The organism is Enterobacter sp. 04-C-12-SI-ECC (genome assembly GCF_047530715.1).
Taxonomy (GTDB): Bacteria; Pseudomonadota; Gammaproteobacteria; order Enterobacterales; family Enterobacteriaceae; genus Enterobacter; species Enterobacter bugandensis.
In genome coordinates, this window is sequence record NZ_JBLKDI010000011.1 from 43,719 (window position 1) to 55,542 (window position 11,824).

8 protein-coding genes are annotated in these 11,824 nt (G+C 56.9%); 4 read left to right on the forward strand and 4 right to left on the reverse strand.

Annotated features, from left to right (window positions below; translation table 11 throughout):
- The first annotated feature begins 263 nt into the window (after positions 1–263).
- Positions 264–1,565 carry an MFS transporter gene (locus ACMWL8_RS15085; RefSeq protein ID WP_045259975.1) on the forward strand — a complete coding sequence of 434 codons (1,302 nt, stop codon included), beginning with the start codon at positions 264–266 and terminating at the stop codon, positions 1,563–1,565.
- A gap of 17 nt (positions 1,566–1,582) precedes the next feature.
- The gene (locus ACMWL8_RS15090) at positions 1,583–3,946 is read left to right on the forward strand and encodes a TIM-barrel domain-containing protein (RefSeq protein WP_045259974.1); all 2,364 of its coding nucleotides are present in this window, start codon (positions 1,583–1,585) and stop codon (positions 3,944–3,946) included.
- A gap of 187 nt (positions 3,947–4,133) precedes the next feature.
- On the opposite strand, the gene ACMWL8_RS15095 is transcribed toward ACMWL8_RS15090, so the two are convergent.
- On the reverse strand, positions 4,134–5,729 hold the full coding sequence (locus ACMWL8_RS15095) for an ABC-F family ATPase (protein ID WP_041910703.1): 1,596 nt from the start codon (positions 5,727–5,729) through the stop codon (positions 4,134–4,136).
- A 222-nt stretch (positions 5,730–5,951) separates the two neighbouring features.
- On the opposite strand from ACMWL8_RS15095, the gene ldtB reads away from it, so the two are divergent.
- The gene (gene ldtB, locus ACMWL8_RS15100) at positions 5,952–6,872 is read left to right on the forward strand and encodes a L,D-transpeptidase (protein WP_008501186.1); all 921 of its coding nucleotides are present in this window, start codon (positions 5,952–5,954) and stop codon (positions 6,870–6,872) included.
- Between the two features lie 41 nt (positions 6,873–6,913).
- Here the strand turns inward: ldtB and ACMWL8_RS15105 are convergent, their stop codons facing one another.
- Genes ACMWL8_RS15105 through ACMWL8_RS15115 form a run of 3 tightly spaced genes read right to left on the reverse strand, consistent with a single transcriptional unit; the run spans position 6,914 to position 10,396 of the window.
- Positions 6,914–7,630 carry a GntR family transcriptional regulator gene (locus ACMWL8_RS15105; protein ID WP_045259973.1) on the reverse strand — a complete coding sequence of 239 codons (717 nt, stop codon included), beginning with the start codon at positions 7,628–7,630 and terminating at the stop codon, positions 6,914–6,916.
- Between the two features lie 15 nt (positions 7,631–7,645).
- Positions 7,646–8,968 carry a PTS sugar transporter subunit IIC gene (locus tag ACMWL8_RS15110; protein WP_045259972.1) on the reverse strand — a complete coding sequence of 441 codons (1,323 nt, stop codon included), beginning with the start codon at positions 8,966–8,968 and terminating at the stop codon, positions 7,646–7,648.
- A 51-nt stretch (positions 8,969–9,019) separates the two neighbouring features.
- On the reverse strand, positions 9,020–10,396 hold the full coding sequence (locus ACMWL8_RS15115; RefSeq protein WP_045259971.1) for a glycoside hydrolase family 1 protein: 1,377 nt from the start codon (positions 10,394–10,396) through the stop codon (positions 9,020–9,022).
- A 298-nt stretch (positions 10,397–10,694) separates the two neighbouring features.
- Here ACMWL8_RS15115 and ACMWL8_RS15120 point away from each other — a divergent pair, with 298 nt between their 5' ends.
- On the forward strand, positions 10,695–11,798 hold the full coding sequence (locus ACMWL8_RS15120) for a succinylglutamate desuccinylase/aspartoacylase family protein (RefSeq protein WP_052682958.1): 1,104 nt from the start codon (positions 10,695–10,697) through the stop codon (positions 11,796–11,798).
- The last annotated feature ends 26 nt before the right edge of the window (positions 11,799–11,824 follow it).

Here is an 11,824-nt window from a genome sequence, read left to right on the forward strand (position 1 = left end):
ATGAAAAAATTTTCATAGCGTGTTCATCAGGCAATAACTGACATAAAGACCATCATGCCAGAGGGTTTACGTCAGTTATGAGAAATTTTGCACAAAATCCACTTTTGCCCTTTCATTTTCTTCCCTAAGGTGAACTTGTCACACAGCTTCCATACTAGTTGTATAGCAACTTAAGCATTCTAAGCGGATAGAAATCAAAGGCATAACAATCTGTGTGACACCTGAACCTCCGTCCCCTTACCGTCCGTCTTGTGGAGAGTAAAATGAGTCAGGACATCAATAACACCGTTGCGACAAGCAAAAGCCGTCGCGTCATTAAGAATTTGCGCTGGTACGTGCTGGTGCTGTTTTTACTTGGCGTCACCGTTAACTACATCACCCGTAACTCACTGGGGATCCTCGCCCCGGAACTGAAAGAGAGCCTCGGGATCACCACCGAGCAGTACTCCTGGATAGTCGGCGCGTTTCAGATCGCCTACACCATTTTCCAGCCCCTGTGCGGCTGGCTGATCGACGTTATCGGCCTGAAGATTGGCTTTATGGTCTGCGCCGGGATCTGGGCGCTGATGTGTATCTTCCACGCGGGCGCCGGAAGCTGGCTGCACCTGGCGATTCTGCGCTTCTTTATGGGTGCTTCCGAAGCTGCCGCCACGCCAGCGAATGCCAAAACCATCGGCGAATGGTTCCCGAAATCAGAGCGTCCCGTTGCCGCCGGCTGGGCAGGCGTGGGCTTCTCCATCGGCGCGATGCTGGCCCCGCCTATCATCTACTTTGCTCACGCCTCGTTCGGCTGGCAGGGCGCGTTTATGTTTACCGGCGTGCTGGCGCTGCTGTGGGTGATCCTCTGGTGGGCGTTCTACCACAACCCGGAACAGCACCCGAACCTGAGCCGCGACGAGCTGGCGTTTATCAAGCAGGATAACGAACCGCCTGCTGTTAAGCTCCCCTTCCTGACCGCGCTGAAAACCGTCTCAAAAAACAAACGTTTCTACGGTATCGCCATCCCGGCCTTTATGGCAGAACCCGCCTGGGCGGTGCTGAGCTTCTGGGTACCCCTGTACCTCGCCAAAGAGCACGGCATGGATTTGAAGCAGATCGCGATGTTTGCCTGGCTGCCCTTCCTGGCCGCCGACCTCGGCAGCGTGGCAAGCGGCTACCTGACGCGCCTGTACACCCGCTGGTTCGGCTGCTCCCGCGTGAACTCGGTGGTGGCAAGCTCCGTCACCGGCGCGTTTCTGATGATTTCGCTGGCCGTCGTGGCCGTGACTCGCGACCCGTATATCACCATCGTGCTGATCTCCATCGGCGGCTTCGGGCACCAGATTATCTCCTGCATGCTGAGCGCGCTGGTGGTGGAGTCCTTCGACAAAGGCCAGATGGCGACCGTCAACGGCATGCGCGGCTCGGCGGCGTGGATCGCCAGCTTCCTGTTCTCGCTATTAATCGGGGTGACCGCCGACAAAATCGGCTTCAACCCGCTCTTTATTGCCATGGGCTTCTTTGACCTGATTGGCGCTCTCTTCCTGGTGGCATTTATTGCTGAACGTCGCGCCAAGCGCGCCTGATAGTGGATGTATTGCATATGAAAACCCTGAAAAACTGGACCGTTGATAAGCAGTCTGCAAATCATCTGGAGCTGCTGGTCGATAATCAGCACCGCCTGTGCCTGTACGTGCTGGAACAGAACCTGTTCCGCGTGCTGATTAAGCGCAAAGGCGAGCTGGCGCTGGACCGCACCTGGAGCATCGCGCCGGAACAAGACGTGCCATGGGAAGGCCGTCGTCGTGACGACTTGAGCGGTTTCTCCTGCCCGGCCTGGACCCTGACGCAGCAGGATGACGCAGTGACGGTGGCAACCGAGCAGCTGCGCGTCACCGTCCACCAGCCCCTGTGGCTGGAGTGGCACTACCGCAATGATGCGGGCGAATGGCAGCCGCTGGTCCAGGATCGCCCGACCAGCGCCTACCTGCTGAACGCCCACGGCGACGGCGTGGCGCACTATCTGAGCCGTCGCAAGGACGAGCGTTTCTACGGCCTGGGTGAGAAAGCGGGCGATCTGCAGCGCAACGGCAAACGTTACGAGATGCGCAACCTGGACGCCATGGGCTATAACGCCGCCAGCACCGATCCGCTTTATAAGCACATTCCGTTTACCCTCACCCGCCGCGATGACGTGAGCTACGGCCTGTTCTACGACAACCTGAGCAGCTGCTGGCTGGATCTGGGCAACGAGATCGACAACTATCACACCGCCTATCGCCGCTGGCAGGCGGAAGCGGGCGATATTGATTACTACCTCTTTACCGGCGCGCGCGCGCTGGACGTCACCAAAGCCTTCGTGCGCCTGACCGGGAAAACGCTGTTTGGGCCGAAGTGGAGCCTGGGCTACAGCGGCTCGACCATGCACTACACCGACGCACCGGACGCGCAAAACCAGCTGATGAACTTCATCCGCCTGTGCGAAGAGCACGCCATTCCGTGCGATTCGTTCCAGCTCTCGTCCGGCTATACCTCCATCAACGGCAAGCGCTACGTCTTCAACTGGAACTACGACAAAGTGCCGCAGCCGAAGGCGATGAGCCAGGCCTTCCACGACGCGGGATTGAAGCTTGCGGCCAATATCAAGCCGTGCCTGCTGCAGGATCATCCCCGCTATAACGAAGTGGCGGAGAGCGGCCTGTTCATCCGTGATTCAGAAACCGATGCGCCTGAACGTTCCAGCTTCTGGGATGACGAAGGCTCGCACCTCGACTTCACCAACCCGCAGACGGTGCAGTGGTGGCAGAACGGCGTGACCACGCAGCTGCTGGAGATGGGCATCGACTCCACCTGGAACGATAACAACGAGTATGAAGTGTGGGACGGTGAAGCCCGCTGCTTTGGCTTCGGCAAGGAGATCGCCATCAAGCACATTCGCCCGGTGATGCCGCTGCTGATGATGCGCGCCTCGCTGGAAGCGCAGCAGCGCTTTGCGCCGGAAAAACGCCCGTATCTCATCTCCCGCTCCGGCTGCGCCGGGATGCAGCGCTACGTTCAGACCTGGAGCGGCGACAACCGCACTAACTGGGACACCCTGCGCTATAACATCCGCATGGGGCTGGGCATGAGCCTGTCCGGATTATTCAACGTCGGTCACGACGTGGGCGGTTTCTCCGGCGACAAGCCGGACGCCGAGCTGTTCGTGCGCTGGGTGCAGAACGGCGTGATGCATCCGCGCTTTACCATTCACTCGTGGAACGATGACCATACGGTGAACGAGCCGTGGATGTATCCGGGCGTCACGCCTGCCATTCGCGGCGCGATTGAGCTGCGCTACCGCCTGCTGCCGTATCTCTACACCCTGCTCTGGCAGGCGCACGCCGACGACGAGCCGATGCTGCGTCCGACCTTCCTCGACCACGAGCACGACGCGCAGACCTTCGAAGAGTGCGATGACTTCCTGCTGGGCCGCGACCTGCTGGTGGCCAGCGTCGTCGAAGCCGGGCAGCGCGAGCGCCGCGTCTGGCTGCCAGATAACGAAACGGGCTGGTACGATTTTTACACCCATGCGTGGTTCGCCGGCGGCCAGTCGATCGTTCTCGACGCGCCGCTGGAAAAACTGCCGCTGCTGGTGCGCGCCGGAGCCGGTCTGCCGCTTAGCGAGCGCATCACGCATGTTAGTGCTGAAAAAGATACGACCCGCGAGCTGAAGCTGTTCCCGGTTAAAGGCGTCGGCACAACCACGGGGCTGCTATTTGAAGACGACGGTGAAAGCTGGGGCTATCAGAAGGGCAATGCGCTGTGGGTGGAATGGGAAATGGAGTGTGATGGTGCAACCATCAACCTGAAGGTCAACGCGCGCGGGGATTATCGTCCGGCGTGGAAGGCGCTGAAGGTGTCATTACCTGTAGGGGAAAAACGTACGCTGCGGGTGAACGGGGTTGAAGGGAGCGAGTGGGTGGTGTAGTGCGGCCAGATGCCCTCACCCTAACCCTCTCCTACGGGGAGAGGGGATAAAGGCACGACGCCTTTCCCTAAGTATTTCGCGCTGCAGGAAGGCGGCAAACCTGTGAATCCCCGGGAGCTTACATAAGTAAGTGACCGGGGTGAACAGGTGCAGCCAACGCATCTGCAGCGTGAAAGACGACGGGAAATTAGCCGTCGATACCTTTGCTGCGCAGGTAATCTTCGTAGTTACCGGTGAAGTCCACCACGCGCTCTGGCGTAATTTCGATCACGCGGGTCGCCAGTGAGCTGACGAACTCTCGGTCGTGAGAGACGAAGATCAGGGTGCCCTGATACATCTCCAGCGCCATGTTCAGCGATTCGATCGATTCCATGTCCAGGTGGTTGGTCGGTTCGTCCATCACCAGGATATTCGGTTTTTCCATCATCAGCTTGCCGAACAGCATGCGGCCTTTTTCACCACCGGAGAGCACTTTGGCGGGCTTTTTGATGTCGTCCTGGCTAAACAGCAGACGCCCCAGAATGCTGCGCACCGCCTGCTCGTCGTCACCTTCCTGCTTCCACTGGCTCATCCAGTCGAAGACGGTCAAATCGTTTTCGAACTCGTATTCATGGTCCTGCGCGTAGTAGCCAATCTGCGCGTTCTCGGACCACTTCACGGTGCCGTTGTCCGGCTGCAGTTCACCCACCAGGGTTTTCAGCAGGGTAGATTTACCCACACCGTTGGCGCCCAGAATGGCAATTTTCTCGCCCACTTCCAGCAGCAGGTTGAAGTTTTTAAACAGCGGGCCTTCATCAAAGCCTTTGGTAAGCGCCTCAACTTCCAGCGCGTTACGGAACAGCTTCTTGTCCTGCTCAAAGCGAATGAACGGGTTCTGACGGCTGGAGGCCTTCACTTCTTCCAGCTTAATTTTGTCGATCTGACGGGCACGCGATGTTGCCTGACGGGATTTAGAGGCGTTAGCGCTGAAGCGGCTCACGAAGGACTGCAGGTCCGCAATCTGCGCTTTCTTCTTGGCGTTATCTGCCAGCAGACGCTCGCGCGCCTGGGTGGCTGCCGTCATGTACTCGTCGTAGTTGCCCGGATAAACGCGCAGCTCGCCGTAGTCTAGATCCGCCATGTGCGTACAGACCATGTTCAGGAAGTGACGGTCGTGCGAGATGATGATCATGGTGCTGTCGCGGTCGTTCAGCGTCTGCTCCAGCCAGCGGATGGTGTCGATATCCAGGTTGTTCGTTGGTTCGTCGAGCAGCAGGATGTCCGGGTTAGAGAACAGCGCCTGTGCCAGCAGCACGCGCAGCTTCCAGCCTGGCGCGACTTCGCTCATCGGGCCGTAATGCTGTTCAACCGGAATACCCACGCCCAGCAGAAGCTCGCCCGCGCGGGCTTCCGCAGAGTAGCCGTCCATTTCGCCGTACTGGGTTTCCAGATCGGCCACTTTATAGCCGTCTTCTTCGCTCATTTCGGCGAGACCGTAGATACGATCGCGCTCCTGCTTCACTTCCCACAGCTCCGCGTGCCCCATGATCACGGTGTCGAGCACGGTGAACTCTTCGAAGGCGAACTGATCCTGACGCAGCTTACCGATACGCTCGTTCGGATCGAGCGACACGTTGCCCAGCGTCGGCTCTAAATCGCCGCCGAGGATCTTCATAAAGGTGGATTTTCCGCTACCGTTGGCACCAATCAGGCCGTAACGGTTGCCGCCGCCAAATTTGACGGAAATGTTTTCGAACAGCGGCTTACTGCCAAACTGCATAGTGACGTTGCTGGTAACTAACACGGAGAGATTCCTGCGAAAAGTGTGATAAACACGGCATTATGCCACAATTCCGAATTGAGATCCCGTGTTGCGGCAATCCACTAAACTTTAACAAAATCGAAAAAAATGTGATTTCGTACACATCTGAATTCCCTGTTAGCGGGAATGCACATATAATGCGCTCCCATCACAGATTCAGACTTATCAACTCATCGCCTGAATGGCTTAGATACCTCGCACAACATGAACATGAAATTAACAACGCTTTTTGCGGCGGCGTTAGCCGTAGTAGGTTTTTGTAAGACCGCGTCTGCGGTGACGTATCCCCTGCCGACAGACGGAAGCCGTCTGGTGGGTCAAAACCAGGTGGTGACGGTGCCTGAGGGTAACTCTCAGCCGCTGGAGTATTTCGCCGCGCAGTACCAGCTGGGCCTGTCCAACATGCTGGAAGCGAACCCGGGCGTTGACCCGTATCTGCCAAAAGCAGGTACCGTGCTGAATATTCCTCAGCAGCTGATCCTGCCGGATACCGTTCATGAAGGCATCGTGATTAACAGCGCCGAAATGCGCCTGTATTACTACCCGAAAGGCACTAACACCGTTATCGTGCTGCCAATCGGTATCGGCCAGTTGGGTAAAGACACCCCGCTGAACTGGACCACCAAAGTAGAGCGTAAGAAAGCGGGCCCAACCTGGACCCCTACCGCCAAAATGCACGCGGAATACATCGCTGCGGGCGAGCCGCTGCCCGCCGTTGTGCCAGCCGGCCCGGATAACCCGATGGGCCTGTACGCGCTGTACATTGGTCGTCTGTACGCCATCCACGGCACCAACGCCAACTTCGGTATCGGCCTGCGCGTGAGCCACGGCTGCGTGCGCCTGCGTAACGACGACATCAAGTTCCTTTTCGAAAACGTGCCGGTCGGTACGCGCGTGCAGTTCATCAACGAACCGGTGAAAGCGACGTCTGAGCCAGACGGCAGCCGCTACATCGAAGTGCACAACCCGCTCTCCACCAGCGAAGACCAGATCAATAACAACGAGATCGTGCCGATTACGCTGAACAGCGCGGTGCAGTCAGTGACCTCTCAGCCAGACGTGGAAACCACCATCGTCGACCAAGCGATTCAGAACCGTTCCGGTATGCCGGTGCGTCTGAACTGATCACGCGCATCAAAAAAGCGGGCTTCAAGGCCCGCTTTTTTTTATCCGTTATTCACAATCACAATCCCGCCGTGGTCGTAGCGATAGTGGTAGTGGGCATACTCCAGCGGCGTGCCATCTTCCAGATAAATGACCTGCTCCACCTCCAGCACCGGATCGGTTTCCTCACAGACCAGATGCTCTCTGTCCAGCGCGCTGGGCTTTAGAGCCCGCACGACCCGGTATGACCCCATAATTTTCAGCCCCAGGGTTTCCTGAACGTACTGAAACACCGAACCTTCAAGGTGGTTTTTCGTCAGGCCCGGCACCAGATTCATCGGCATCACTGTGGAATCCAGCGACATGGGTTCGCCGTTCAGTAAACGCAGGCGAATGAAGTCGTAGATCGGCGCATCGGCGTTAATCATCAGCGACGCCTGCTCTTTTTCGTTCGGGAAGCGCAGTTCGAAATGCACCACCTGGCTCGTGACCGTACCCAGATGCGCCCAGGTTTTGGTCGCGCCAAAGTAGTCGCTGCCGGAGAGATCCCACTGCGAGAGCTGGAGGAAGTTTTTGCGGATGAACGTCCCCTGCCCCTGGCGGGTGTAGACCAGCCCTTCGACGATCAGCTGGCGCATCGCCTGCTGAATAGTCATCCGGCTGGTACTGAACTCCGCCGCCAGTGCAAACTGATCCGGCAGGGGTTCGTTGGCGGCGTACTGCTGGCTGATAATGCGTTTCTTAATTTCCCGCGCTATGGTGATGTACTTCGCCGCCATCGTCCTTCCTTTCTGTTAGTTTTCTATCCCGCTGTTTTTCAAGGCCACTCGCTCGGCAATTTTGAGGAAAGGCAGGTAGAAGAATACACCAAATACGATGATTGCCAACTGGACCACCACGGCGCGCCAGTCCCCCGCCGTCGCCAGCCAGGCGCTGAGGATCGGCGGCGTGGTCCAGGGGATCATCACCACGCAGCGGGACATTAACCCCAGCGTGGTGCAGAGCCAGGCGAAGTAAATGCCGATGGCGGGCAGCAGCACAAACGGGATCATCAGCGGCAGGTTAAAGACGATCGGCAGGCCGAAAATCACCGGCTCGTTGATGTTGAATAAGCCCGGCGCCAGCGACAGACGCGCCATCTGCTTCGCCGATTGTTGCCGCGAGAAGATAAAGATGGCGATCAGCAGCGAGATCGTGCTGCCCGTGCCGCCCACCATGCCAAACGTCGGCACGAAAATATTGTTGATGATGTGCGGGATGGGCTGTCCGTTGGCGAAGGCCAGCATGTTCTCGTTGGTATTAATCAGCAGGAATGGCTCAAGCACCACGCTGTTGACCACCGACTGATGAATGCCGAGCGTGAACAGGAAGTTGCCGAAGCTGTAGATGAAAATCGTCCCCGGCAGGCTGGTGTTGATCAGCCGCAGCGGCTGCTGGATAAAGGTCGTAATGAGATGGATCAGATCCGTATGCAGCACGTTCGCCAGCAGCGCCGCCAGCACGGCGAACACCGACAAGGTAAGAATGGTTGGGATCAGCGCGGTAAAGGATTTGCTCACCGCCGGGGGCACGTTTTCCCCCAGCGAAATGTGCAGCGCCTTCAGCCGCGAAATGGCGATGAACAGCTCGGTGGAAAGCAGGCCAATCAGCACCCCGGCGAAAATCCCGGTGGAGCCGATATTGGCGAACGTCAGCACCTGCGTCACGCTGACCGAAGCGTCGCTGCCAACGGGCGTAACCTGTAAGCGCATCGGCATCATGATGATAAAGCTGCTGACGGCGATAACCACTGCCGAGACCGGATTGTCGAAATCTTTGTTGCGCGCCAGCGACCAGGCAATCATCGGCGCCAGCAGCAGCGCGGCGATGTTCAGCGTGCCGTTAATAATCGCCTCGCCCCACACCTTAAACTGTGTGAGCGTGTCGCCCTCAAAAATCCACGGGAACACCACGTTGTTCACCAGCACCGCCAGACCGGCGAGGATGAAAATCGGCATCACCGTGGCGAAGGCGTCGCGCAGGGAGCGCAGGTGCACCTGGTTTGCCAGGCGCGCCGAGAACTCAACAAATTTATCGACAAAGGACTGCATGTGCGGTGTGATTTTTGTTTCAGACATAGCGGAGTGTTCCCATCAATCAGTCACAAAAACGGCCCGGCAGCGTACGGCTTACATCTCGCGTCCGTTGGTATGGATAACCTGTTTTAACCACGCGTAGCTCTTCTTCGGCACGCGCTTAAGGTCTTTCAGGTCGTGATTCTCTCGGTTGACGTAGACCACGCCGTAGCGCTTACGCATGTCCCCCTGCGAGCTGAGAATGTCAATTAACCCCCAGCCGAGATAGCCAATGACCTCTGCGCCATCCTCGAATATGGCTTCCTTCATGGCCTCGATATGCGCCCGGTGGTAGTCGATGCGGTAGGTGTCCTCAATCGGGTTAACCCCGTCCCAGGACTCAATTACCCCAATACCGTTTTCAATCGGGAAGACCGGCAGGCGCCAGTCGTTGGCATAGCGAGTGATGATGGTGCGAAAGCCCAGCGGATCGATCTGCCAGTTCCACTCGGTGGCCTTCAGGTAGGGGTTATTTTTCTCACCGTGCAGCAGGTAATAGTTGACCGGCGTGCCTTTCGGGATCGCGTCGCTGTCCAGCGTTTTGCTGGCGTAGTAGCTGAAGGCCATAAAGTCATTTTTCGTGCGGGCAAACAGAGCGAGATCGTCGGCGCGATAGATATCACCGAAGCCCTCCTGCTCTACCACCGCCATCACCGCCGGGCTGTAGCCCTGGCCGGCAAAGACGCGCAGCAGGTTCTGGTTGAGGAATTCGTCATACTGCTGGGCGCAGAAGATATCGCGCGGCTTGCAGGTGGCCGGATAGATCAGCTGGTGCGCCAGCATGCCGCCCATTAGCTGACCCGGTTTCGTCTGGTGCAGGTATTCGGTCAGCGACATGTGCGCCACCATCGCATGGTGCTGAAGCTCATACAGCTCGCGCAGGGTTTTCTCGCCTTTCATATAGCCGGAAATGCGGAACGCTTCCGGCATATGGAAGATGTTCTGCTCGTTAAAGGTCAGCCAGTACTTTACCCGGTCGCCGAAGCAGTCGATCATCTTTTTTCCGTAGCGGATAAAAGCCTCCACCACGCGGCGATCGTTGAAGCCGTTGTACTCCTGCGCCAGCGCCAGCGGCATGTCGAAGTGGTAGAGGCAGACCATCGGCTCGATGCCGCGGGCGATGAGATCGTCAATAAAGCGGTCGTAAAAGGCGATGCCCTCGTCGTTGAACGCGCCGTCGCCCTGCGGGCAGACGCGGCTCCAGGAGATCTGGAAGCGGTAGCAGTTCATGCCCAGATCCTGCATCAGGTCGAAATCTTCCCGGTAGCGATGGTAGGAGTCGGTCGCCACCTTCCAGTCGGAGACGTTTTCTCCGGCTTCACGAATGTCGTACACCGACATCCCCTTCCCACCCTCGTTCCAGGCCCCTTCCGTCTGCATGCTGGACACCGAGTTGCCCCATAAAAAGTTGGCCGGCAGTGAATTGTTCATGCTCTCTCCCTATATGACTAGTCATTTAAATTCTTATGACTAGTCATATAGGCGAAGATGAAATTTCGATCAAAGGGGAGGATCGTTTTTTGTGAGGAATGTCGGAAAGAAGCGCTGAGCAGGAAAAATGAATAGCGAATTCTTGTTATTTAGGCCTGAGCGTTAGCCTATGCAGAATCACATTTCCCGAACGTGCCACTGGCTGGCCTCATAAAATCATTATTAACTTAATGCGCACGAACCACGGCTCAGGCCGGAACATAAAAATCTCAACCCTATCAAATGGAAAATGACGCTCATGAAGATATCTACTCGCCGTATCGCATTCGCTCTTAGCTTAGCGTTGCCCGGCTCAATGACTCACGCGGCAACGGTGTATACGGGTGATAAAGTGCAGGGAGTGCCGGTTATCTCTACGCTGGATGTATCAGACCTGCCAGCCGGACAACATCGCTTCATGTTCGAGGGGGTTGAGACAGGAACGGGACAGCGCTGGTATGTACCCATAATGGTGGCAAAAGGGAAAACGGACGGGAAGAAAGTCCTTCTGCAGGCGGGCGTCCACGGGGATGAGCTAAACGGCGTGCGCATCGTACAAAAAGTGATGGAACAACTGGCCCCCGAAAAAATGAACGGCAGCGTTATTGGCATCATTGGCCCAAACCGTTCTGGCCTTGAGAGAGTCTCCCGGACATGGTCTGTTTCAACCGATGGGGGTGAAACGATCGACTACAATCGCGTCCATCCAGGAAAAGAAACGGGTAACCCTGCTGAGCGTCAGGCATGGATGATGTGGAACAAGGTTTACAAGGGGAATGTCGACCTGGCGATTGACTATCACACCCAGTCTACCGGAACGGCTTATCCGCTGTTCATTTATGCCGACTACCGCAATGCGGATGCCCGGACAATTGCGGAACTTTTTCCGGCAGATCAAATTAAGAAAGACCCCGGCGAAGCCGGCTCAATGGAAACCACCTTTATTCAAAATGGTATCCCGGCAATAACGGCCGAGACGGGAGAGCCGAGGATTTACCAGCAGGATATGATTGCCCGGGGTTTAGAGGGTGCCCTCAATGTACTGATCCATTACAAGGTGATTGAAGGCAAAATCGGCGCAACCGCCAGCAGCAATAAAACGTATATTGGTAATGCGATCAGTTCCATACGAGCAACTACGGGTGGGTTTGCGGAAGTTTTCGTTAAACCCGGCGACACGGTAAAAGCAGGACAAGAGGTCGCCCTGCAGCGAAATGCTTTCGGTGATGTTGTCGCGAAGTATTCAGCAGAACGGGACGGCAAAGTACTGGCAATTGGAACAGATGTGGTCAGAGAGCCCCGAGCCCTGCTGGTAAGAGTCCTTGAGCAAAACCCAGCCGCAACCTGCAAAGACGGCTGCTGATTACCGCCACAGCACATCGTTGAATC

Coding starts and splice junctions, on each gene's coding strand:
- ACMWL8_RS15085 (WP_045259975.1), top strand. CDS start 264: ATGAGTCAGGACATCAATAACACCGTTGCGACAAGCAAAAGCCGTCGC.
- ACMWL8_RS15090 (WP_045259974.1), top strand. CDS start 1,583: ATGAAAACCCTGAAAAACTGGACCGTTGATAAGCAGTCTGCAAATCAT.
- ldtB (WP_008501186.1), top strand. CDS start 5,952: ATGAACATGAAATTAACAACGCTTTTTGCGGCGGCGTTAGCCGTAGTA.
- ACMWL8_RS15105 (WP_045259973.1), bottom strand. CDS start 7,630: ATGGCGGCGAAGTACATCACCATAGCGCGGGAAATTAAGAAACGCATT.
- ACMWL8_RS15110 (WP_045259972.1), bottom strand. CDS start 8,968: ATGTCTGAAACAAAAATCACACCGCACATGCAGTCCTTTGTCGATAAA.
- ACMWL8_RS15115 (WP_045259971.1), bottom strand. CDS start 10,396: ATGAACAATTCACTGCCGGCCAACTTTTTATGGGGCAACTCGGTGTCC.
- ACMWL8_RS15120 (WP_052682958.1), top strand. CDS start 10,695: ATGAAGATATCTACTCGCCGTATCGCATTCGCTCTTAGCTTAGCGTTG.